25 protein-coding genes are annotated in these 23,997 nt (G+C 40.7%); 9 read left to right on the top strand and 16 right to left on the bottom strand.

The features are described from left to right. Positions 1-357 carry a type II toxin-antitoxin system RelE/ParE family toxin gene (locus H6G05_RS01830; RefSeq protein WP_190575807.1) on the top strand — a complete coding sequence of 119 codons (357 nt, stop codon included), beginning with the start codon at positions 1-3 and terminating at the stop codon, positions 355-357. Beyond that, entirely contained in the window at positions 354-674 is a 321-nt protein-coding gene (locus tag H6G05_RS01835; RefSeq protein ID WP_190575809.1) for a helix-turn-helix domain-containing protein, read from the top strand. The genes H6G05_RS01830 and H6G05_RS01835 overlap by 4 nt, the downstream gene beginning before the upstream one ends. Positions 675-698: 24 nt before the next feature. On the opposite strand, the gene H6G05_RS01840 is transcribed toward H6G05_RS01835, so the two are convergent. Continuing rightward, on the bottom strand, positions 699-842 hold the full coding sequence (locus H6G05_RS01840) for a hypothetical protein (RefSeq protein WP_190575811.1): 144 nt from the start codon (positions 840-842) through the stop codon (positions 699-701). 80 nt (positions 843-922) lie between these two features. On the opposite strand from H6G05_RS01840, the gene H6G05_RS01845 reads away from it, so the two are divergent. Beyond that, positions 923-1,843, top strand: a complete 921-nt coding sequence (locus H6G05_RS01845; protein WP_190575813.1) for an Rpn family recombination-promoting nuclease/putative transposase — start codon at positions 923-925, stop codon at positions 1,841-1,843. 20 nt (positions 1,844-1,863) lie between these two features. Here the strand turns inward: H6G05_RS01845 and H6G05_RS01850 are convergent, their stop codons facing one another. From H6G05_RS01850 to H6G05_RS01885, 8 genes are all read right to left on the bottom strand, one after another. After that, positions 1,864-2,733, bottom strand: coding sequence for a DNA-formamidopyrimidine glycosylase (locus tag H6G05_RS01850; RefSeq protein ID WP_190575815.1), 870 nt, complete (start codon positions 2,731-2,733; stop codon positions 1,864-1,866). Between the two features lie 203 nt (positions 2,734-2,936). Further along, positions 2,937-3,128, bottom strand: coding sequence for a photosystem I reaction center subunit IV (locus tag H6G05_RS01855; protein ID WP_009626231.1), 192 nt, complete (start codon positions 3,126-3,128; stop codon positions 2,937-2,939). Between the two features lie 173 nt (positions 3,129-3,301). Continuing rightward, positions 3,302-3,811 carry a L,D-transpeptidase gene (locus H6G05_RS01860; RefSeq protein ID WP_190575817.1) on the bottom strand — a complete coding sequence of 170 codons (510 nt, stop codon included), beginning with the start codon at positions 3,809-3,811 and terminating at the stop codon, positions 3,302-3,304. Between the two features lie 187 nt (positions 3,812-3,998). Further along, positions 3,999-4,286, bottom strand: a complete 288-nt coding sequence (locus H6G05_RS01865; RefSeq protein WP_094535497.1) for a small RNA NsiR4-regulated ssr1528 family protein — start codon at positions 4,284-4,286, stop codon at positions 3,999-4,001. 53 nt (positions 4,287-4,339) lie between these two features. Then, the gene (locus H6G05_RS01870) at positions 4,340-5,035 is read right to left on the bottom strand and encodes a class I SAM-dependent methyltransferase (RefSeq protein ID WP_190575819.1); all 696 of its coding nucleotides are present in this window, start codon (positions 5,033-5,035) and stop codon (positions 4,340-4,342) included. A gap of 10 nt (positions 5,036-5,045) precedes the next feature. Then, positions 5,046-5,255 carry a type II toxin-antitoxin system HicA family toxin gene (locus tag H6G05_RS01875; RefSeq protein ID WP_190575821.1) on the bottom strand — a complete coding sequence of 70 codons (210 nt, stop codon included), beginning with the start codon at positions 5,253-5,255 and terminating at the stop codon, positions 5,046-5,048. Between the two features lie 79 nt (positions 5,256-5,334). Continuing rightward, positions 5,335-5,544, bottom strand: a complete 210-nt coding sequence (locus H6G05_RS01880; protein WP_190575823.1) for a type II toxin-antitoxin system HicB family antitoxin — start codon at positions 5,542-5,544, stop codon at positions 5,335-5,337. A 173-nt stretch (positions 5,545-5,717) separates the two neighbouring features. Further along, on the bottom strand, positions 5,718-6,365 hold the full coding sequence (locus H6G05_RS01885; RefSeq protein WP_322096309.1) for a DUF2301 domain-containing membrane protein: 648 nt from the start codon (positions 6,363-6,365) through the stop codon (positions 5,718-5,720). Positions 6,366-6,819: 454 nt separating this feature from the next. Between H6G05_RS01885 and H6G05_RS01890 the strand changes: the two genes are divergently transcribed. Then, positions 6,820-7,692, top strand: a complete 873-nt coding sequence (locus H6G05_RS01890; protein ID WP_190575827.1) for a hypothetical protein — start codon at positions 6,820-6,822, stop codon at positions 7,690-7,692. A 453-nt stretch (positions 7,693-8,145) separates the two neighbouring features. On the opposite strand, the gene infC is transcribed toward H6G05_RS01890, so the two are convergent. The 3 genes from infC to holA form a co-directional block, all read right to left on the bottom strand. After that, positions 8,146-8,670 (bottom strand): translation initiation factor IF-3, encoded by a 525-nt coding sequence (gene infC / locus H6G05_RS01895; protein ID WP_009627301.1) that lies wholly within the window; start codon positions 8,668-8,670, stop codon positions 8,146-8,148. Between the two features lie 175 nt (positions 8,671-8,845). Beyond that, the gene (aroB, locus tag H6G05_RS01900) at positions 8,846-9,976 is read right to left on the bottom strand and encodes a 3-dehydroquinate synthase (RefSeq protein ID WP_190575829.1); all 1,131 of its coding nucleotides are present in this window, start codon (positions 9,974-9,976) and stop codon (positions 8,846-8,848) included. 93 nt (positions 9,977-10,069) lie between these two features. Next, positions 10,070-11,053 (bottom strand): DNA polymerase III subunit delta, encoded by a 984-nt coding sequence (gene holA / locus H6G05_RS01905; RefSeq protein WP_190575831.1) that lies wholly within the window; start codon positions 11,051-11,053, stop codon positions 10,070-10,072. 41 nt (positions 11,054-11,094) lie between these two features. On the opposite strand from holA, the gene H6G05_RS01910 reads away from it, so the two are divergent. Beyond that, the gene (locus H6G05_RS01910) at positions 11,095-11,787 is read left to right on the top strand and encodes a sugar transferase (RefSeq protein ID WP_190575833.1); all 693 of its coding nucleotides are present in this window, start codon (positions 11,095-11,097) and stop codon (positions 11,785-11,787) included. 44 nt (positions 11,788-11,831) lie between these two features. Here the strand turns inward: H6G05_RS01910 and H6G05_RS01915 are convergent, their stop codons facing one another. From H6G05_RS01915 to H6G05_RS01930, 4 genes are all read right to left on the bottom strand, one after another. Next, entirely contained in the window at positions 11,832-13,046 is a 1,215-nt protein-coding gene (locus tag H6G05_RS01915) for a calcium-binding protein (protein ID WP_190575835.1), read from the bottom strand. Positions 13,047-13,516: 470 nt separating this feature from the next. Next, entirely contained in the window at positions 13,517-14,458 is a 942-nt protein-coding gene (locus tag H6G05_RS01920; protein ID WP_190575837.1) for a hypothetical protein, read from the bottom strand. A 115-nt stretch (positions 14,459-14,573) separates the two neighbouring features. Next, positions 14,574-15,230, bottom strand: a complete 657-nt coding sequence (locus tag H6G05_RS01925; RefSeq protein ID WP_190575838.1) for an Npun_F0813 family protein — start codon at positions 15,228-15,230, stop codon at positions 14,574-14,576. Positions 15,231-15,582: 352 nt separating this feature from the next. After that, positions 15,583-17,055: a zinc metalloprotease gene (locus tag H6G05_RS01930; RefSeq protein ID WP_190575840.1), complete on the bottom strand. Its 1,473-nt coding sequence runs from the start codon at positions 17,053-17,055 to the stop codon at positions 15,583-15,585. Positions 17,056-17,437: 382 nt separating this feature from the next. Here H6G05_RS01930 and H6G05_RS01935 point away from each other — a divergent pair, with 382 nt between their 5' ends. The 4 genes from H6G05_RS01935 (at position 17,438) to H6G05_RS01950 (ending at position 23,920) form a co-directional block, all read left to right on the top strand. After that, positions 17,438-20,107, top strand: a complete 2,670-nt coding sequence (locus tag H6G05_RS01935; RefSeq protein WP_190575843.1) for a replicative DNA helicase — start codon at positions 17,438-17,440, stop codon at positions 20,105-20,107. Between the two features lie 88 nt (positions 20,108-20,195). Next, entirely contained in the window at positions 20,196-20,792 is a 597-nt protein-coding gene (locus tag H6G05_RS01940) for an antibiotic biosynthesis monooxygenase (RefSeq protein WP_190575845.1), read from the top strand. Positions 20,793-20,968: 176 nt separating this feature from the next. Further along, positions 20,969-21,814 carry a hypothetical protein gene (locus H6G05_RS01945; protein ID WP_190575847.1) on the top strand — a complete coding sequence of 282 codons (846 nt, stop codon included), beginning with the start codon at positions 20,969-20,971 and terminating at the stop codon, positions 21,812-21,814. A 96-nt stretch (positions 21,815-21,910) separates the two neighbouring features. Further along, positions 21,911-23,920: an HAD family hydrolase gene (locus H6G05_RS01950; RefSeq protein ID WP_190575849.1), complete on the top strand. Its 2,010-nt coding sequence runs from the start codon at positions 21,911-21,913 to the stop codon at positions 23,918-23,920. Positions 23,921-23,997: the final 77 nt, after the last annotated feature.

A 23,997-nucleotide genomic window follows, 5' to 3' on the forward strand; every position in this document is an offset into this window, starting at 1 on the left:
ATGGAATGGAATATCATATTCGACCCAGATTTTAAAATCTGGTTTTACCAACAAGAACAAGGACTTCAAGACGAAACATTTGCAGTGCTAAGTGTATTGGGAGAATTTGGACCAAAACTTGGTAGACCGCGAGTTGATACCCTTGAAGGATCTGCATTTCAGAATATGAAAGAACTTCGTATTCAATATCAAGGAGAACCTTGGCGTATTTTATTTGCCTTCGATCCTAAACGACAAGCCGTGTTGCTGGTTGGTGGCAACAAAACAGGAAACAAACGCTGGTACAAGGAAAATATTCCGATCGCAGATAAACGGTACAGAAAATATCTGGAAATACTGAAGGAAGAACACAAATGACCCAATATACAACCCTATCCGAAGAATTAAACAAACTTCCAAGAGAGCGTCAAGAACTTATTGAAGCAAGAGCCTCTCAAATTCATCTTGAAGAAATCACGCTTAGACATCTGCGTGAAAAGCTTGGTTTATCTCAATCAGAACTAGCCGAACGTCTTGAAGTACAACAGCCAGCCATATCTAAGCTTGAACGCAGACAAAATCTAGAACTCAATACACTTAGAGCAGTAGTAAACGCTTTAGGTGGAACCATTGAAATTATCGTCAGAGTACCTAACAAAGAACCGATCCTTCTTAGTGATTATCAAGAATCGTGAAATGTGTTGTTTTGGAGAAATGTCTCACTGATTACAGCGATCGCTGGTTTGTGGAATGAGGGGGCGATCGCTTTGAACATTTAGCGTGTCTGATAAAATAGGCGATCGCTGTTTGATTTGGGATGAGTTGCGATCGCTGTTTGATTTGGGATGAGAGGGAGATCGCAAATTTGGGGATCTGTTAGAATTGCTTAGCAAATAGTCTTAAGCCATAGTTCCCATACACAAATAGTTAGATAAAAAACACCATGTTTTATCCACGACTTCGCGGCGATCGCTATATCAACCCACTCACGGACTTTGGCTTCAAGCGACTATTTGGAACAGAGCCAAACAAAAATCTATTGATTGACTTCCTTAATGTAATATTGCCACCCCAACATCGGGTCAAAGAACTCACCTACCGCAGTACCGAAAATCTTGGCAATACCCCAAACGATCGTAAAGCAGTCTTCGATCTTTACTGCCAAAGCGAAAAAGGCGAAAAATTCATTGTCGAAATGCAAAAAGCCAAACATAACTACTTTAAAGATCGCAGCATTTACTACGCCTCCTTTCCCATCCAAGACCAAGCAGAAAAAGGAGATTGGAACTATAAGCTTGCTCCAATTTATACCATCGGTATTTTAGATTTTATTTTTGATGAAGATAAAAACGATGACACTCTCTTACATATCGTTGAACTAAAAGATCAAGATTGCAAAGTTTTCTACGAAAAGCTGAAGTTTATTTATGTGGAATTACCAAAGTTTAAGAAAACAATTGAGCAACTAAACAACCATTTTGATAAGTGGTTATTTTTGCTGAAACATCTACCTGATTTAGATGAACCGCCTCTACCATTGCAAGAGAATGTATTTATGCAACTGTTTGAAGTTGCACAGATTACAAGCTTTTCCCAAGATGAGAGAGATGCTTACGAAAATAGCTTAAAGTACTATCGAGATATGAAAGGAGTTATAGAAACAGCACGACAAGAAGGCAGGGAAGAAGGCAAACGCTCGCTTTTGCTGAAACAACTTTCTCGGAAACTAGGAACCATCCCTGATGAAATTAAAGTTTTTTTGCATCAGCTAGTGCCAGAACGATTAGATGTATTGAGTGAAGCCTTATTTGATTTAGAAAGTTTGGAAGACTTACACAATTGGCTCAATAATATTAACGATTAGCAATTGATTAAAGGCGATCGCTATAAACTCTGACATTGAGCGCAAAAGTGCGTCGATCGCCCACCGAGCTTAATCCGTGAAATAACAGTGCCACAGACATTACAAGGCTGTCCCGTGCGCCGAAATACCCAAGCCGTATCAATGTAGTTTCCCTTCAAACCTGCTACATTTTGGAAAGAACTAAAAGTTGTTCCACCTTTGGCAATCCCATCACTAAGAGAACGAATAATTCCTTGATGCAGAGCCTTAACCTGTTCCGAATTAAGAGAATTTGCTGCTTTTTGAGGATGAATTTTACCAAGAAATAACGATTCATCAGCATAGATATTCCCAATTCCAGCAACAGTTTCCTGATCGAGTAATACTGTCTTAATCGGGCGACCACTTCGGCTAAGTCTTGCCCCCAAATGCTCTGGTGTAAACTCAGCGTCAAAAGGTTCCAGACCTAACTTCTGCAATCCTGTAATGATCGATTCCTTTGCTTGTTCAGATGGAACCCACCAAAGTTTACCAAAGGTTCGCTGATCATCAAACCTTAACTCCTTCAATCCTCCCTTTTTTTCCTTTTTCCCTTTTCCTTTTTCCTTTAAAAACAATCTCACTCGCGTATGCTTACCCACAGCCATATCGCGATCGCACCAGAGCAAACTCCCCGTCATCCGCAAATGCACACCTAATTGATGACCCTGTGAAAGCTGTGCAATTAAATATTTTCCTCGTCGCTGCCACTCGGTAAAATCTGTCCCAATCAGAGCATCTAAAAAAGCCTCTGGCTGATCAGGATAAGCGATCGCACGGGGCAGCAATACCTCACCCCCCTCAATCTGCCAACCTAACGTATTTTCATTTAAACCGATACGAACTGTCTCAACTTCTGGTAATTCGGGCATTATATGTAACGCTTTACGCTAAAACTAAAAAATTGCTAAAATCCACAGCGCTTTGCACTCAAATCCAAACCACAAGAAATTTTTTGAAAGTATTGCTTAGCAATACTTTCAAAAAATTTCTTGTGGTTTGTTTGTTCGGTAATTGCTGTAAAAAAGGAGAAGGGGCGCATTACGCCCCTTCTCCTTTTTGGTTTTTGAAGAATCTAGGCGACTTCTTCGACTTCATCGATCGCAAAGTTGTTGGTTGCGATGTTGGAGTAGTTAACGCTGTCGAAACGAACGATCACTGGGTAAATGATGCCGCTCTTATCAACGGAAGCCACAGTACCGACTTCGCGATACCAGTAGGACTCTTTACGCAAAATGCGAACCTTAGAACCACGTGCAACTGCCATAGTTTTATCCTTATTCCTAAAGACTGTAATGTGAAAAATAAAATGATTACAGATACCGTCTCTAGGTTACTGTGAGGCGATCGCCTCTGTCTATTTCTAGCTCGTTAAGTTTTATTTAGCAAAACCAAAAAAATGTATCGCCCGCGAAGCGGGCGATACATTTTTTGGTTTTGCTAACGCACAACTACGGGTGTACCCACAGAAGCCCATCGGTAAAGCCAAGCAGCGTGATCAGGCGCGACATTAGTGCAGCCATGACTGATCGGAATCCCAAAGCTACGATGCCAATATGCCCCATGAATGCCATAGTTGCCACTGTAGTACATCACATGAGGAACATCAGGTACGTTGTAGTCCTCACCTTGCATTCTCGCCGTAGGATGTTTAGTCTGAATGTTAAAAATACCTGTAGGAGTTGGTGTGGCGCTTTTACCAGTGGAAACCACTACTGCATAAACGAGTCGATTTCCTTGCCATGCTAATAGTCTCTGACTACGCAAACGAATTTCAATCCAGCGCTGACCTGATCGCTTTAGACGTTCAATGTCTTGAGTGCGTACAGAACGAGATGATGTTTGCGCGATCGCCACATCTGAGTTAATTAAGTTAATCCAGCCACTAAATGCCGACAGAAATAAAGTGGTTACGAAAACGCTGGATATAGTTTGCCAATACTTAAACATTTTGATTGCAAGTTGATTGCAAGGTTGCTTATCAGCAATTATGCCCAAGATTTGAGTTAAATACGCCAAAAGGCGGTAGATACTTGTCTTAGGATAAATCAAAACCCAAGAATTGGCTGGCGGCGCGAAGCGCCGCCAGCCAATTCTTGGGTTTTATGTCCTAGTAATTTGGCGACAGCTATAAAAGCTATTTGTTATAAAAATAGGCAATATCTTTTTCCTTCAATGGGGCAAAGCCTGCATCCAATAATTTTTGATTGAGTTCATCTTGAGGAATATGCTTTGCACCAATACGGACAATGCGCGATCGCATGGTGTTCGTTACGCCACTGCGCTGACGACCTGCTTCAAGAGCCATGACACTGCTATAGAGATCAAGCTTTTTAGGATCAATGGGTGTGCCATCAAAATCAATCCCTTGGGCGATCGCTACATCAATCGCATCAGCACCCGTTGTTTGAGAATTTTCAGACATAAATAAAAACCAAATACTTGTTGAGAGTGGCGCATTGTGCCACTCTCAACAAATTACCACTGAACGCGATACATACAAAATAGCAACCCATCTTTTTTGGCAGTAATTTTGCCACTCATCGACTGCACCAGCTCCGTAATTTCACTAAGTGGCGTAAGAAATACCTCAGCACCAAGATAGGTTTCTAAAATTGCCCAATTTTCTGCAAATTCTAAATCAGGGGCGATCGCATCAAAAATTAACATCCCATTTGGTTTTAATAACCGCTTTACCTCACGTAAAACCAGCTTCCAATACTCAATCGGATAATAACAACTAAACCCAGTGGCAATTATGCGATCAAAAAATCCATTCTCATAACCCAACTGGTGGGCTGCTCCATGCTGCACACCTTTAAATAATTTGGAGTTAAGCTGTGACCCTCGCGAGTTAAGCGCTTCCTTAGCCACAAAGCTAATTTCCTGTCCATAAAAGAATACGTCCCAATCACGCCAAGGATAGATTAAAAAGCTAACTCCACAGCCAATATCTAAACAACGCTGATTTTTTTGAAATTGGGCAAGTTCCCAAAACGGCGAGGCAATTTTACTAGACAAAGTATGGCTCACCCATTCTCGAAACAGTGGCATTGATTCCACCTCTGCTGGCAAATCAAATGCCTCATTACGATATTCGCGATCGTAGCGCTTCTGTACTGTGGCGATCGCCTCTGTCCATTCATCAGCATGAGAAGTAAAAGCTTTATTCATTATTTAAGGTCTATAGAAAATTAATGCCTGCTTGTTTCTCGATCGCTTTCAAAGTACCTATTGGAATCATTTTGCTGCTATGAACTGGAACAATAACAGTCCGCCGAGTTTCAGGATTAAATAATTTGAGATGCGATCCATTTTGAGACACTTCTAAAAATCCTGCTAATTTAAGTTGTTTAATAACTTGACTAGCCGTTAATCGTGGTGATTTAGGCATAAAAACTTACATAGCTAACTCAACTTCCCGCAAAATAAAGCAGAGGTCGTTTTTTGGCAAGTGATTTAGGCATAGAAATTTACAGTGCCAACTCAACCATTTCAGAACGAGGCTTTTTAAATAATAGATGATCTGGTAATGGCTCCAGCATTAAAGCAATGGCTTCTTTAAGGTTAGATATAGCTTCCTCACGACTATCACCACAAGAAGACACAAAATTTAACTCTGGGCAAGTTGCCGAATAAGATTGCACTTCCTCATCCCATTCTAAAATCGCACGAACTATCATAAATTTATTTTAAAACTCAATATTTTCGTATAGATCTGCCAAGCAAATTTCAACACCAATGGATGACAGCATAAATCGATCTTCATAAATTGTCATACTCGATAAACAACCATTGATGTTCCGATTGCTTAATATAACGCTCTACATGGGGTTTTACCTGATCGATTAACAAATTAGACTGCTTGTTGCTTTTGAGCTTTGAGATAGGCAAATACTGATTTATCTCCAATATCTGAGGGGATTTCTTGGCTTAATTTGCGAATTGCAAAGATCATAAATAAAACTGCCCAAGCACCCAAGAAAACCTGCTCGATCGCCAAAGTTAAAAAATTCACTAAATGTCCCAGAATTAGCGCAGGTACTAAAGGTACTAAAAACTTAGTTTCAAAGCGGTTAAAACAAAAAGTCTCTTTAAAAAATATGCCTGTTAGTGCAGCAAAACTAAAGCCAACACCAATCAATGCAATTGGATGCTCATAAACAGCGATCGCCAAAGGTTCGGGAAAATAAAGTGCTACACCTACCGAAGCGATCGCGCCGATCGCCCAAAAAATTTGTAAAACTCGATGTAGTAACTCCAGATAAATATGAATTGTCCAAAGCGCGACACCTAAGCCGATGGAAAACCCGAAATACAGCCAAGTCAACCAATTTAAAATACTAGGATTGTTGGGTTGCAATAGTACTAACATCACTCCTAGGCTAAAACATAAAGCAGCGATCGCTAAAGCACTGCGATAAATGATTACCCCAAGGCGATCGTCCTTCGTAATCTTAAACTCACCAAATTGACCTTGATACACTTCAGATGTAATTTCCACAAATTTCTCCACAAATTTCTCCACCAATGGCTATTACTAAAAGTATAGAGGACACAAACTGACTACTTATTTTACGGTTTTTTAAAAGCACTCCGTAGGCGTGCTTTTAAAAAACTGATTTTGGTGTTTCCAGCACCAAAATCAGTTTCATAACGAGAATAGCTGCTGGGGCTATAGAACCTATAGCAAAAAAAGAGTTAGCTAGTACAAACCAAAACCCAAGAATCGAGTGGCGGCGCGAAGCGCCGCCACTCGATTCTTGGGTTTTATGTCCAAAGCAAGACTTGCTTTGCTATACAATGCGACAACTCGTGCAGTTATGATGAAACTTGATGTTATCTCTTGTTAATGATTGCCAAAATTACCATAATGCTTTAATATCTTGCAGTCAAAATCGACAAAATTCGGATGACGCTGTACCGAAAACCAAGTAGGCAGCAGAGGAACTTTAATTATGCGTATTTATTACCTAGCTGGCGTGATTCTTAGCGTTACTACAATCCTTAGTGCTTGCGGTGAGGGTACACCAGTCCAATGTACGATCAGCACAGCAAGAGAAACCAGACAAGGCATCATTAAAACAGGTATGTTTGCTTCTGGGACAGATTGTGAACAAATGAGGTTACTTGCCGAATCAGGGCAGCCCTTGCCTACTCTTGCTGGTAGTGCGCCTATAAGTACTGCCCCCAAGGTTGCTGAAACCCCTGCCGCACCGACCTTTAACACTCCATTTGTGGCTGGGCAAAAAACACAGGAGCTTATTGCGATAACTGATAAACAAGCAAGAGTTGATGAGCTAGAGCAGAAAATTGGTGTTAATTCTAAGCAATCTCGCGATCCTTTCACTAGTACCGTAATTAATCCAGTACCAAAATTAGAAACTTTGCTGGAGAAGCCCAAAGCTAAACCTAATCTTCGTGCTGCCGTAGTCGTGAGAACATCAACCCGTCCGACTAGAGTAGTTATAACTCCACCTGATACCAAAGCTGCCGAGGGCACAAAAATCACTGGTACGGTTGAAGTCTCAGGTACGATTTACGCAATTATTGATGCTTTTGGTGAACCAACATCCCGTTATGTCAGAGCAGGTCAGATGATTTCTAACGGTAGAGTATTAGTTAAGCGAATTGACACCAACGCTGAGCCACCTATCGTAGTCTTGCAGCAAAATGGAGTCGAAGTTTTACGTGCTGTAGGCGCTCCTGTTGTTGGTGCTGTAGATACGAATCAACCTGCTGACTCCGCAGCCGCAGCACCTGCTGCAACTACACCTACCCCCCCTCAACAAACCACACCTCCATTTACGCTATTGCCTCCTGCTCCCTAGTTGATTCTGCCAATATAGCAATGCAAGTTTTGCTTTATGATCAAATCCAAAAGAGTAATGGCGGCACAAAGTGCCACCATTACTCTTTAGAAAAAATCAAAAGATAAGTGGCGGCGCTTCGCACCGCCACTTATCTTTTGATTTTTGGTATAAAACCATTACTGGGTTTGGTTTTCAATCCACAAATGGTAACACTTTCGTGAATTGGTATTATGTCCTAAACAAAACTTACATTGCTATATCAAAGCAAGTTTTGCTTAGGACATAATACCCAAGAATCGAGTGGCGGCGCGAAGCGCCGCCACTCGATTCTTGGGTTTTGATTTGTACTAGCTAACTCTTTTTTTGCTATATAATTTCTAAAAATTAGGATAAAAAAACAGGCAGTGAATAGATTTGCTATTCACTGCCTGTTTTGAGTTTTAAAAAGCCTCGTTTGACGAGGTTTTTTGGCTATTTTTTGGGAGCCATCAACATCGTGATGTTTCTTCCTTCGCGTTTAGGATATTGCTGAATCTCGGCAACAGACTCTAAATCGCTAGCCATGCGGTTTAACAAAACTTCTGCAAGATCAACGTGCTGAATCTCTCGACCACGGAACATCACGGTAGCTTTAACCTTGTCTCCTTCTTTTAAGAAGCGTTCAGCATGATTGATTCGCACTTTGTAGTCATGTTCTTCAATCTTGTAGCGCATCTTCACTTCTTTGACATCAGAGGTATGTTGCTTTTTGCGAGCTTCACGCGCCTTCTTCTCTTGTTCAAACTTGAATTTGCCGTAGTCCATGATCCGACAAACAGGAGGATCAGCTTTATCGCTGACCAGCACAAGGTCTAGCTCTTTTTCTTCAGCCATTTTCAAGGCTTCTTTGGGGGTTAGGATGCCGAGTTGCTCCCCCTCCATATCAATGACTCGAATTTTTGGATATCTGATGCGTTCGTTGATTTGGGGAAGGTCTTTAATTGGCTTTTTAGTCATGAAATCTCTGTTGTCTAGACTCTTGGGGGTATTGGTTTAAATTACTAGTGGTTTACAAATATATGCCTATGCTAAGCAATATATGCAAATTAAGTTTTGGATATATTGCTTAGCAGTTTTTTGCTTGACATAAACGTTTAAGTATAGTACGAACTACCACTTGATGTGTCAAGTGTTATGCCATCATTTTTCGTAAATTTTGGTTAACCATAGCTGAGGTTACTCGATCGCTAAGCGTTACTGATCCGATCGCCGTTGGTAAAATGAAGCGAACTTGACCAGCTTCGACTTTTTTATCAGTCGATAGGGACTCAATAATTGCATCTAAATCAATATCCGCAGGTAAAGTCTGTGGTAGTCGAGTTTTGGTGATCAGTGCAACCTGTTGAGCTTGATCTGATTCAGTCCATAGACCCAGATCGACAGCGATCGCACCAGCAATGACCATGCCTAACCCGACGGCTTCACCATGATTGTAAAGGCGATAGTTGGTAACTGACTCGATCGCGTGACCGACTGTATGACCATAGTTGAGAATGGCGCGAAGATTTCCCTCTTTTTCATCCTTAGATACGACTTCGGCTTTGGCTTTGGCACAACGATACAAAATAGTTTGCAGCAATTCTGATGAAATATAGCGTAACTGATCGAGGCGATCGCTTTGGGCTAATAAATCAAATAATTCACGATCCCAAATTACGCCGTACTTAATTACCTCAGCCATCGCTGAGCGAAATTCACGAGCAGGTAAAGTTTTTAACACTTCAGGATCAACCCAGACGAGCCGTGGCTGATAAAAGGCTCCGATAAGATTTTTGCCCTGTGGATGGTTGATCCCCGTTTTTCCACCGATCGCGGAATCCACCATCGCTAGAAGTGTAGTCGGCACTTGGACTAGATCGATTCCTCTCAACCAAGTCGCCGCCGCATAGCCTGACATATCGCCAATTACCCCACCACCAAGAGAGACAATCATCGATGAGCGTTCTAAACGATGAGTAAGTGCTGCATCATAAATTTTTTGGAGTGAATTAGCAGTTTTAAAGCGTTCACCTGCGGGCAATATTAAATGAGCAACATCAAAACCTGCATTACTTAGGGATGTCTGGACAGTATCGCCATAGTGCTTATAAATGACAGGATTCGAGACAATGAGGATTTTTTTGCTTTTTTTGCCTAAACCAATTTCTACTAATTTATCGCCTAAGTTTTTGAGACTATGCGATGCGATCGCAATGTCATAACTGCGATTAGGTTGGCTATCACTATTGAGTGCAACGGTAACTGTTGCGTAATGTTCGGACATACTTCTGATTAAAGGATCTATTTGTCATGTTAGCAGCGATCATGTTTTCAAATCTCGCAAATAAGAAAAATCAGCGCTTCGCGCTGATTTTTCTTATTTGGTCATTGCTTGGCATAACTCAATGATGGCTGTTTGCAATGTCGCAGTTTCATCTTTGCCATGTTTCAGATCGGCTTCTAGTCTCAACAAAATACTGAGCGATCGCATTAGCTTTTGACTATTTAACCCCTGTACTTCTTGCTTCAAGAAATATACGCGCTTAGGATTACCAATCTCCGCAGCATCGGCGATCGCCTTATCATCTCGCTCGCCCGATTCTTGCATCAGTTTAATCCAGAGCCATGTGCGAAACTGCCCTACCAAAGTTGCACAAATCCGCAAACCTACTTCATTATTTCGCAGTAGTTCTGCAATCAATGAGAGTGCTTGACTAGTATTAGCTGAGCGAATAGCACTTGCTAATTGCAAACTATTGTGAGCCGAAGCTTGCACTAATGGGGAAATCTCTTTAGCAGTAAGTGGCTTCGTTTTTCCATAATGTGATAATTGCAACTTTTGCAATTCCATTGTCAGGCGACGAGTATCATTGCCAATTGCATCAACTAGTAAATCTATGCCATCTGATGCTATTTTTAAGTCAATTTCTGCGGCAGCTTGTTTCACTAATTGAGCGATCGCATCGGTTTTCCAAGGAGGGATTAACGAAAACTCTAACATCTGGGCATACTTCTGCAATAACTTGGTAGATTTGGCTCTCCCATCAGGCTTATTTGATGATGTAAACAAGATGTAGGAGTCTACAGGTAAATGATTAAAAGTTCTTTCTAACTCTGCTAGTAATGATTCCGCGCATCGTTGGGCGATCGCAGTATCGGCAAGCCAAGTTAAACGACTACCCATACCAAAAGGCGAAGTCACAGCTTGGTTTAATCCGTCCATTACCTCAAGATCCCCCGTAGCATTGATTTTTGCATAATTAAAATCTCGCCACATCGGATCGGTATGGGTGTCTATCAGTTTTTTAACTGCTTGAGAAATTTGATAGTCGTCATCGCCCCAATAAAAGTAGACAGGCATTGTATGATTAGTTCAACTATGTGGTGTGGTGTAGAGATTTGATGATTACTAGAAGCAAAGCAAATAGTCAAGTTAGCCTCCGTACAAAGAAATCGGTTACAGATCGTACAGATCTCTATGCAACTTGGGGAAAAAGAGTCTTTGATATCGTATTTGCATCAATTGTTCTAACTGTGTTTTCGCCAATTTATCTGGCAATTACGTTATTGATTTTCATCAGTTCTCATGGCTCAGTTTTATATATTCATCCTAGAGTTGGTTTAAATGGTTCTCAATTTAATTGCATTAAGTTTAGAACCATGATTAATGGGGCAGATCAAGCACTAGAAGATTATTTAAATGCTTGCCCAATTAGCCGAGCTGAATACGAAGCATCTTTTAAACTCAAGCATGATCCTCGGATTACTAAAATTGGTAAGTTCTTAAGAACAACCAGTTTGGATGAGCTACCCCAATTTTGGAATGTGCTCATAGGCGATATGAGTGTTGTTGGTCCAAGACCACTAGTGCAAGCTGAACTTAGTAAATATGGCTCAGCAATTGATCGAGTCCTCAGCGTTCGTCCTGGTATTGCAGGGCTGTGGCAAGTTTCGGGTCGTAACGATATTCCCTATGCAAAGCGAGTCCAGATGGATGCCAGTTATGTCAAGCGCATGAGCTTTTGGCTCGACTTACATTTAATCTTTAAAACTATTTTAGTTGTGATTTTTCCTAAAGGAAATGGCGCATACTAAAAGAAAGGGTTGCTTAGCAACCCTTTCTTTTTGGGCTTAAAAACTTAAACATAATTGAATTGGTTAGAATTGCTTAGATTTAGTAATGTTGGTGCAACATTTTGGACAACCGCAATTAATTCGTTGTATTGAGTTTGCATTATACCCGTGGAAAGCTTTGCATAGATACCGATGCCAGAAATACCATTGTTGTTATAGTTCATCAAACTATAGTTACCGCTTGCACCTTTAAGTTCAATTTTATCTCCTGAGTTAAAGTCTGTAATTTTGGCAAATCCTTCAACAGAACCTGATAGACGCATATAGCCATCGTTGTAGTAGATTGCATTGGCATCTCCCAAGACAAACACATCATTCCCACCATTACCAGTAAGGATATCTACTTCTCCTAAACCCGGTTTTAAAAGACCACCAGTGATATCAACACCCGTCAAACGGTTATTGCCACCACTACCCACCAGAAGATCACTTCCAAAGCCACCAACTAGAATGTCAGAAGTTAACTGAGTAGCACTACCAGCATAGATTTCGTCATTGCCTGCACCACCAAAAATTGTATCAGTGCCACTACCGCCTTGCAGATTATCGTTGCCTGAACTACCTTTAATCGTGTCATTGCCGTCACTACCAAATAGAGTGACTCTCGCTCCAGCCAAGCCTCCTCCAGTAAAAGCACTAGCGTCTAAAATGTCATCACCACCACCACCAATGATAAACGCAGCCTCAATACTGGTGAGTGTGTCGGTTTCTTGATAGCTAGAAACAAGCTGACTGTTGGTTAAGGTGAAGCTACCACCATTAGCATACAACGTGTCATAGCCCCTGCCTCCGTCAATAAAGTCATTACCGCGACCTCCTGTAAGACTGTCATTCCCATCTTCACCATATAGCTCATCATTACCAGTACCACCATTTAGAGAATCATCGCCAATACCACCAACTAAGACATCATGTCCTCCTTCACCAAAGAGATAGTCATTGCCTGCACCACCATATAGTTGGTCTTTAGCTGGATTTATCGAACCTTCATCCTCATTACCACCGTAGATGACATCATCACCATCTTCGCCATAAATTCTGTCTACCTTTCCAGAAATAGGTGATAAACCTGTTATAGAATCACGTCCATCACCCCAAATAATATCGTTACCTGCGCCAGCATAGATTAAATCTACATTCAAAGAGCCAAAGATATCGTCATTCAGACTAGTTCCTTGAATAAAGCCATTACCGAAAATTGGATTAGGATTTTTTGCCATTTTTTTGCTTGATTAGGTTTGCTAAGTTGTTGAACAATTTTGATGATTGGATTTTAGCGTTCCCCAAAATTATTAGAACTATCGTTACCATTTTTGTAACTACAGCCTATTGAGGCTTTGAGTATAGCTATAGCCACCTGTATCAGGACAAATCAAAACCCAAATAGTGTGAGGCGGCGCTTCGCGCCGCCTCACACTATTTGGGTTTTATGTCCTAATAAGAATGGCAACAGCTATAGTACAGAGAAATTTTTGGAAGCTTTGCTCCGCGACGCTTCCAAAAATTTCTCTGGGGTTTAATTGAGCGCAAAGCGCTGTAACGTAAGTCCGAGATAAGCTACGAAATTTTAAAAAGCCAAAACAGTAAAAGCCTCGCGAAGCGAGGCTTTTATTAGAGACGATTAGCAGCGCTGCTAATCGTCTGTAGAAGATAGTTTGAAATTAACCCGAACTGATGTTGTTTAATTAAACTAGTTTCTACGGCTACGAGATGTGGGGCGTGAAGATAGATCAAACTCCAAAGCAGCAGCCATTCCCCAGAGAATAAAGGCAAGAATCCAGAAAAATTCGGCAGGTTCGCCGCTTTGATATTGCTTGCCTTCGCAAACTTTGCTGATACCAGTATTTATGCTGTAGTTAAACCATAAGTCACCAAAAAACATGGCAATACCAGCACTGCCGAGTAAGCGCCAAGATTGAGCTGCCTTACCACCCCAAAAAGCTAGTAATAGAATGGTCGCGACAATTAATAACCAAATATCACCAAGGGCATAAATAATATTGAGAATTTTCCCAGTATCTAGAGAAACCTCTCCACTTACGCCAAAAGTAACATAGGCCGCCACGACAATCCCCACAAATCCAACAGCACCAACGATCGCCCATTGTTTTGGATACAGATTTAGTCTTCGACCAATCACAGACATCGCCATTCCCCATGACAAAAACACGTAGGTTGCTGTGAAGAAAATATCGGCGATCGATGGAAAGGTTTGCACTAGATCATTAGCACCTTTGGCTCCACCCGCAATTAATCCACTTTGATATTGAAAATCTAGATAACCAAAAATTAAATTGCCGATACCCCAAGATAAGATCCCGATGCCTAAACCTAGCCAAACATTACGACCGCTAATGATTTTGGAGCTACGCCAGTTACGTAGACACAATAGCCCTGAACAAGCGATCGCCACAGTTTGAAAAATGTACGTTCCGTATCGATACCAGTTAGGTCTTACAAATAGATCTTTTACTGCCTTGGCGCATTCTTCAGGCTTGATTGTGTGTGGTCCATCGGTTGGGGCGTTAAAAAATAGGTAGAACATTAGAGCTAGGGCTGCCCATCCGATCGCTGCCCAAACAATAGATTGCGTGGAAATCCCTGATGGTGAGGGAGATTTAGCTCTACTCATGAATCTTGCACCTTAGCTACAACCATAAGAAATAAAGTATTTAAAGAAAGAAAATAACAAGTATTGTGCTACAAGCCATAACTTTAGAGGAAAACATCGAAATAATTTATTTAGATTACTTCCAGAGTTTACCCTTAGGAGTTTTTGCCAGCCAAGCTGTTACGGATGACGATTCAGGTAGTTCATTTAGAGCCTCGATCGCACTATCGACAAAACTATTATTTCCAAAATAGGAGGAGGCTAGTCGATGGACTTCGCCTAGAAGAAGTTGTAATTTGCTTTCATCCCAGTTGGGAATTTGCACACTATTAAGTGGATTAATTGACAAAACTTCTTCTAGGGCGGCGATGTTTTCGCTTTGGGCAAATTTACCCTGTTGCATAAACTTCAGTAAATCTTGCTTAAAAGAACCTGCTTGTCTAACGCCAAGGAGATCTTCAACCTCGATATATACAGCCTGCAATATCAGTAAACAACCTTGGACAAGGTGTGTACCTGCTGAAGAACTCTGGGTAGGTGCTGTAGGGAGTTGATCTAATTTAACTCGACCCCAAACGCTAAAACGTTGAGGCTCTTCTAATAATACGCAAGCTTTGCCTTTGTTATCAGTTAAGTCACGCCAAAGCGCTAAAGCCTCATCTCGATTATCGCCAAACATGTTGAGTAACCGAAATGTTTGCCCCTGATATTGCAAAATCGGTATTTGTTGATCTTTGTTTTGTGGGTTTTGGACGTTGACGATTTCAACGTCTTGGCGCTTCAGGATGAACATGTCTCTACTGCTGACTTAACTGATGTTACCAGTAGCAACAAATCGTGGCTACCTAATGCCAAGGTTAATGATAATCCCAAAATCACATTAAAGTCTTGAAAATTTAAAATAAAACATTAATTAAACTGCGGATACATTGTTAACACTCTCTATTTTTCTAAATTAATAATGACAAAGATGTTGCTTTGTAAATCCTTTAGCTTTATTACAGAACTTTGCGCTGACTTAAAACCCAGATTCATTTTTGAAAGCGTTGCTTCGCAACGCTTTCAAAAATGAATCTGTACTACTCAAAGACTCAATAGGTTGTAATTCATGTGGGTACAGGATAAGCAGCCTATTTGTCTTGTCTTCATAACAAGAGAGATTTTGGTATAGGCAGGATGATCAGTAAAGCGATCGCAATTAAAATCATGCCAATTAGATCGCGAGCCTTACCAATTTCAATACTTTCGTTCAAAATAAGTGGGCGTGGGGTGGGTAATAGAAATAATAAAAGACTATAAATTCTCAGCCAAGGCTGTGTAAGTACAGCGATCGCAAGTAATACTAGTCTGGAGATACGAGCAATCTGGACAGCTTGACGATGACCAAACATGGCGATTACCAAATTTCCTCCATCCAGTAAGTCAAAGGGCATTAGCTGTAAGGCACTAATTGCTAAGCCAGACCAACCAGCTAGAGTGAGGGGTGAAAAAGAGGTAATTGGGGCTGTAAGATTTGCTGCTTTGCCCATAGAAAAAATTGTTTGCAGTAAAGTTACCAAAATTGAATTTTTGAAGTCAAAGGCTGCGAGATTAGGAGTTAACAAGGATGGGGCGATCGCAGAGCCAGCAACCATTGCAGTTGAAGGAACTAGCAACCAGTTACCTAAAATTAATAAAACGATGGAAATTGCTAAGCCCACAATTGCGGGAATTACAGCTAGATCAAATAGGATGCGGCGTTGATGTGGGTGTCCTTGACCTGTAGGAAAGTTGGTGTTTAAGCTACCTAACAAACCAAAACCACCTAAGACTGGAAGGAAAAGTGGGCGAGCAAGTTGCACTCGATAATGTCTGGAGATGTAGTACTGCGCGATCGCCCTTGCGATAAAGATGCTCACTAGGCAAAGCAAGTAAGGAATTCCTTGCTGTAAGTTGCTAAAGTTTAAGTCTTCAAGTCGCTGATTTGCACCGACCACTAGCACTGTGAAGGTTGTGACTAAGATACTAATTGCGCTGGTTAACCAGCTTTGGTGATCTCTTGAAGCTGGTGGTGATTTGGCGAGATAGTTGGGGATCAAATAAAAGCAATAGTTTGTTGTGTTGTCTTGGCGATCTTGAGCATCGCCAAAACCTAAACCTAGGTTTTCTAAAGGGCTTTCTTGTAAATAACAAGTAAAGCGATCACCAAATACTTTTTGAATATTTTGGTTAATCGTTTCGTAAGCATATTTTGGGTTTTGTGATCGCAGATTACCCCGACAGAATATTTCGTGAGGTCGATATTCTAAACCTGTCAGATGATAAATATTTGAGAAAAAGCAGTCTTTGAGTTGTTTTTCTTCGGTGGGATCAAGGTTGATGGTTGCTAGATTAGAGTTGGAAGAGGCGATCAAGTTGCTATATATCCATACGGAAAGCAAAAATATTACAGCAACAAAAGTTAATGGTAAAACGGCGCGATTGATTGTTGTCAATGCGATCGCCAAGCTTGGCAAAGCAACTGCTAGAATCCACAAAACAAATATTTGGGTCTGCTTGTTTGCTTGTTGTTGCGAGCGCTGATGGTAGATTGCGACGCACCCCGCTACAGCAAAAACAAATACTTCCTCAAATCCCATATCAATTGCTCATTACTAACAGCACTATAGCAATCCTAAATGGTTTGTGAGAGTGTGTCCCAAAATAAGCACACTCTCACAAACCTCCCCAAATTAATTGATGGCGCGAAGCGTCACAGCAATTCTCATTATGAAAACGATTTTAGTGTTTCTAGCGCCTTCGGCGCTAGAAACACTAAAATCGTTTTTTTGAAAGTCCGCCAACGGCGGACTTTCAAAAAATGATTTTAATAATGAGAATTGCTTGAAGCGCCATCAATCACTTTTTTGGGATGTTCTTTCTAGGTTTTTGCAAATTTAAACCTAGAATTATGAATGCACTCAAACCTAGCCTCAAAATTTCTAGGTGCTTTTCCTAGGAAACAAACTAGTCAAAATTTATATGAGCAAAGACTTTGAATCTATCAGTGATCGCTTGCCACCCCAGAATATTGAGGCTGAGGAGGCAGTCTTAGGGGGAATCTTAATCGATCCAGAAGCAGTGTCGCGAGTTTTGGATACTTTACGTCCCGAAATGTTCTATGTTGCGGCGCATCAGGAGATTTTTCGAGCTTGCTTAATGTTGCATAACCTGTCCAATCCTACGGACATGATGAGCCTGACTACATGGCTCAGCGATCGCGATATGCTCGAAAAAATTGGTGGTCAGACAAAAATTGCCCAACTTTGCGATCGTACCGTTAGCGCAGTAAACATCGATTTTTATGCCCAGCTGGTGGCGGATAAATATGCAAGGCGTAAGCTTGCCGAAGCCGCTAGAGGTGTAGTTGAGATTAGTTACAGTAACGAAGTTGAATTAGCGCAACTCCTCGATCAATCGGAACAAAAGATTTTTGCGGTTACGCAATCTCGCGCCCAACAAGGACTTACTCCTGCTGCCGATATTCTCACGAAAACTTTTTACGAATTAGAAAATCGCTTTAATTCTCTTGGTACTGGTAACTCCACCGCTACAGGTTTAATTACAGGATTTTATGATTTTGATGCGATGACCAATGGCTTACAGCGATCGGACTTGATCATCCTCGCTGGTCGGCCGTCAATGGGGAAAACTGCCTTCGGTTTAGAAATAGCCCGAAAAATGGCGGAAATTCACCGCTTGCCTGTGGCTATTTTTAGCTTAGAAATGTCGAAGGAGCAGCTAGTTTACCGTCTCTTAGCCAGTCAATCCAAAGTTCGCTCCAGTGATATGGGCATCGATAGTAATCGCCTCCGCACTGGACAAATTAGCGAAAATGAATGGGGAACGGTGGCAATGGCGATTAGTGGACTTTCGGAATTACCCCTATTTATCGATGACACTCCCAATCCTCCTATCACAGAACTACGCTCTAAGGCTCGTCGGTTGCAGTCAGAAAAGGGAGGCGTGCTGGGTCTAATTTTGATTGACTATTTGCAATTAATGGAAGGATCTGGATCTGATAATCGGGTGCAGGAAATATCGAGAATTACGCGATCGCTTAAAGCTTTAGCCCGTGAATTAAATGTGCCTGTAATCGCGCTATCCCAATTAAGTCGTGGCGTAGAAGCGAGAACTAACAAACGTCCGATGCTTTCCGACTTGAGAGAGTCAGGCTGTCTCAGTGGAGACTCGTTAATTACAATGGCTGACACAGGAGCCGAAATACCGATCCGTGAACTTGTTGACAAGTCAGGTTTTGCAATTTGGGCGGTGAATCCTCAAACGCTAAAAATGGAACGTGCGATCGTCAGTAATGCTTTCTGCACGGGATCTAAACCTGTATATCAATTACAAACTCAATTAGGTCGTTCTATTAAAGCGACTGCAAATCACAAATTTCTGACAATTCAAGGATGGAAAAGACTTGATGAATTACAAATAGGCGATCGCATTGCTATGCCTCGATATATTCCCAGTTCAGAATCACAAACAATCGGTGATGCGGAATTAGGATTACTTGGACATTTAATTGGTGATGGTTGCACCTTGCCCCGCCATGCCATTCAATACACAACTAGAGAGTTAGATTTAGCAGAATTAGTATCTAATTTGTCAACTGAAGTATTTCGCGATCACATTATACCGAGAATTAAAAAAGAGAAAGATTGGTATCAAGTTTATTTGGCATCCTCCTGTCATCTAACTCACGGTGTTAAAAACCCTATTACTAAATGGCTAGAAAATCTTGGTGTATTTGGTTTGCGATCGCATGAAAAATTTATTCCCAATCAAATTTTTGAACAACCTCAAGAGGCGATCGCTATATTTCTACGTCATTTATGGGCTACAGATGGCTGTATTCTTTCGAGTAAAAAATCCTACTACCCAGCAGTCTACTATGCTTCTAGCAGTGAAAAGCTATCAAGAGGCGTGCAGTCTCTGTTACTCAGACTAGGCATTAATGCAACTTTAAGAATTGTCTCCCAAGGGACAAAAGGTCGTGACCAATATCAAGTTGTCTTAGGAGGTAAGCCAGATTTAGAAAGATTTATTAATCTTGTGGGTGCGGTTGGTAAATATAAGCAAGAAGGATTAAAAGCTGTCAACTTATATATAAATAACTCTGGAAAAGCTAATACTAATCGAGATGTTATACCTAAAGAAGCTTGGGCAGTATACATTAATGTCGCCAGAGAAAAAATAGGATTAACTACTAGACAAATGCAAGCTAGCCTCGGCTCGAAATACTGTGGCACTAGCTTGTATAAAAATGCGATTGGTAGAGATAGAGCTTATAAACTAGCTGAGATTCTTAAATCAACAGATATCCTCAATCTCGCTACTAGTGATATTTATTGGGACAAGATCGAAGCTATCAATTTGCTAGAGGAGGAAATGGTATATGACTTAACTGTTCCCAGTTTGTCCAACTTTACAGCCAATGGATTTTATGTTCATAACAGCATTGAGCAGGATGCAGATTTAGTAATTAATTTATATCGTGATGAATATTACAATCCTGAAACTCCCGATCGCGGTGTTGCTGAGATTATTATCGCTAAACATCGTAATGGGCCCGTTGGTACGGTTAAATTACTGTTTGAACCACGCTTAACTAAATTTGAAAATATGGCTTCTAGTCGCAATTAAGGGACGCACAGTAAAATTAATAAGAGCTTTTATGTGTCGAGGCTTCACCTCGACACATAAAAGCTCTTATTAATTTAGTGGTAAATCTATGCAGCCATTTGGACAACAAAGCGATCCAATTACCTTAGTCATATCCGAAGTTGTTGAGCCAAACCTCATAGAAGAATATGAAGCTTGGACAAAAGGGATCAATTATTCCGCCCAACAATTTGAGGGATTTATAGGGGTTGAAGTCATTCGTCCTCGCGATCATCAATATCCTGAATATGTGGTCATCGTTAAGTTTGATAACTATGCTCATTGTAAAAATTGGCTTGCTTCACCTGTATATCAACAATGGATGCAAAGATCTCAAGAATTTATATCTAGGCGATCGCAACAACATCAACCAAACGGATTAGAACTATGGTTTACACTGCCTAAAAGTAAGATCGGAACTCCTAAAGAACCTCCATATTACAAACAGGTAATTATTGGTGTGATTACGGTATATCCCTTGATCTTGCTCGCTAACTTGATTCTGACTCCATTTCTACAGGGACTACCTGCGTTATTGGGCTTACTCATTTCTGTAATCTTTGTATCTGCTTTACTAACCTATCCAGTTATGCCATATCTAACCAAAATATTAGGCTTTTGGCTCTACCCCTCACCATCTAAACGAACTAAGAAAGCCAGAAAGTAAGGGCTAACTAAAAGATTAGGATTAGGGTAGGCGGCGCAAAGCACCACCCACCCTAATCAAGGGGTTGTATGCTTCATTGACTTTCTTATTTTTTATTAGCGATCGCTATATTTCGGCTTTATAATTGCGATGTAATAATCATTAAATTGCGATCGCGATAATTTCAAGAGAAATAAATGGTAAATATTGGTTATCATTCAGCAAAACTTCAAGGTAATTTTTTTCGATCGATCTACAAATCTAGTCTTCCAAGTTTAGTCAGTTTTCCGATCGCCCAAGAGCGTCAAGTCCCGATCAAAGTTTATGCGCTATCCTGCGAAAGAGACCTGCCTGAGCAAGTGGCAAGTCTGCGCTCCTTCCTTCGTTATGTGGGAATTCCTAAAGCATTTACGATCATGTCTGATGGAAGTTACACTGAAAAGAGTATTCAGTTACTTAAACGAGTTCATCCCTGTGTAGATGTCCAGCTATTAACTAAATTTCAAAGAGATGATTTACCTCAATCAGTCTATGAATACGCATCACAGCAAGCTATGGGCAAGAAGTTAGCAGCCCTGATGTCCATTCCCATTGATTACGCAACACTTTACACAGATTCAGATATTTTGTTCTTTCAAGGGGCTTCTGATTTAGCTGATTTAGCAACTTCTGGAGATACGCATACGTATTATTTGCCTGACTGTAAAAGCTCCTTAGATAAGCGACTTATTTATGAGGATATCGAACAGCAGGAGCCAATTAATGCTGGATTTATTCTATTCAAGAAACCTTTAGATTGGGATGAATCTGTACAAAGATTGGCAAAACTACAAGAACTTCCCAACTATTTTTCTGAGCAAACCATTGTTAATTTGACCATCAAACGCAATCATGGCAATGCTCTTGCTCGTGACAAATATATTATGAATGTTGACGATCAGTTTATCTATCCAGACAAGTTTGCATCAAAGCAAATTGCTATGCGACATTATGTCAGCGATATTAGACATAAATTTTGGCAGTCAGTTTTCTCTAAGCCATAGCTGCCAATTTTTTGATAGCTTAGCAAATCCGTGTCATCAAAAAAGACGGATCTTTGATCCCTTAACCAATTAACAATTCTTTATCTCATTTTTTACATGCCACAAATATCTAGCTTTGATATCTTTGATACTCTGCTCACCAGAATAGTAAGCGACCCTTCAGAAATTTTTAGAATCTGTGGTGATCGCGCTGTGCAGTTTGGTTGGATTAATTTTTCGTCTGAAACTTTTCGTATAGTCAGAATTGAGGCTGAATGGCGATCTCGGATGTTTTATGAAGATGGTGAGGTTAGACTAGACGAAATCTATCGAGAGATGGCAAATACTCTAGAAATTGAGATAGAGACTATCGATAAACTCAAGAATTTAGAATTAGAGGTAGAAACGGAATACTTAATTGCTGTTCCTAGAGCTTATCAATTGATAGAACAGGCAAGGCGATCGCATCCCCATATTTTGTTCATATCAGATATGTATTTGCCTGAAGTCTTTCTGGAGGATCAACTAAAAAAGCATGGCTTTTGGCAAGAAGGCGATCGCTTATATGTCTCTTCACAATGGCGTAAGTCTAAAGGGATAGGGGATCTGTTTTTAAAGGTTTTGGAAGATCTGCAACTGAGTCCTCAAGATCTAACTCACATTGGTAATAATCATTCCTCTGATGTTGCTATGCCTAGTTCATTAGGGCTTAATTCTATCTATTTTCAGGATGCTAATCCTAATCGCTATGAATTAATACTGCAAAAGTATGCCAATGCTACAAATGGAGTTACTTCTATTTTGGCAGGTATATCTCGCTATACACGCCTAACCAAAGACACCAAAACAACAAAAGAGACAATCATTCGGGATATTGCGGCTTCAGTTGCTGCACCCATTTTAACAGCCTATACAATTTGGATTTTGCAACAGGCTAAAGCGAAACAACTTGCTCGGATCTACTTCTTAGCTAGAGATGGTGAAATGTTGCTGCAAATTGCCAAGGAACTTGCTCCGAAGATCTATCCAGAATTGGAACTACGCTACCTCTATGTCAGTCGTCAGGCTCTGAGAATGCCTGGGTTAACAAAGGTTAACAAGGCTTTTTGGGAATGGATGTTTGATGATACGACTATTTTTACGATTGAGGCTCTCATAGCTCGAATGTGTCTTGATCGCCAATCTGCCCAGCCAATTTTTGAGCCACTGGGGTATCCCGTTGAAACTTGGCAAAAAAATTTATCGACGAAAGAAAGAAGCTCACTACGAAATAAATTAGAAAAGAATGAATCTTTACAAGAATTAGTTCTCCAGATTGCTGAGCGAAAGCGCGAAGTTTTAAAGGCATATTTACAACAAGAAAAAATGCTTGATGGACTAGCCTTTGGTTTAGTGGATGTGGGTTGGCGTGGCAGTTTACAACTTTCTTTAGAAAATGCCTTTGAGAGCTTTGGCACGAGAATGCCTGTTGGTTTCTACTTTGCCTTGGACAAACCGACGGGCGGACTCAAGCATAAAGGAGAAGTACTCGCTTTTTTCTTTAACTTAAATAACTCTGTAGGACTTCGTGATGACATCGACTATCGCTATGTATCAGCGATGGAAGTTTTTTGTGCAGGTTGTGAAGGCACAACTCTTGACTATGCTTTGCAGACAGATGGTTCTGTGGTTCCCATGCTCAAGCATAATCACAATCAACCTGCTCTAGATTGGGGACTCAAAGCTTTTCAACAATCTGTAATTACTTTTGTGCGGCATCTGGTAGAGCGATCGCCTACAGATTTATCTTGCAATATTTCTCCAAAATTATTGCGGGAAGCCTTAGATGAGATGTTCCTAACTTTTAACAATTCACCAACTCAACAAGAAGCAGAAGCATTTATGGATTGTCCATTTTTCGATGATCCTAATGAGCTTTATCATTTTTATTGGGCGATGCCTGTGCGTTTAGTCGATGTTGTTAAATATGCGATCGGTAAAGGTGACGGCTTTAATAGACATCGCAACGCATGGAGTGAGGCAAGTCTGCAAGTCAGCTCTCCACTGGTCAAAAAATTAATACCCTTAGCAATTATCCAGCGCAAGCTGCTGAAGCGTTTAAAAAAATTGTTAAAACCCAATAAGTAAGGTGGACGTAGCCAACCTTACTTATTGGGTTTTAGAAACCATTTAAGAATTACTTTCTGCGGTCAAAAGCTCTAAGA

Origin of the sequence: Phormidium tenue FACHB-1050, assembly GCF_014696925.1 — a bacterium.
In the GTDB taxonomy this organism is placed as follows: domain Bacteria; phylum Cyanobacteriota; class Cyanobacteriia; order Pseudanabaenales; family Pseudanabaenaceae; genus Pseudanabaena.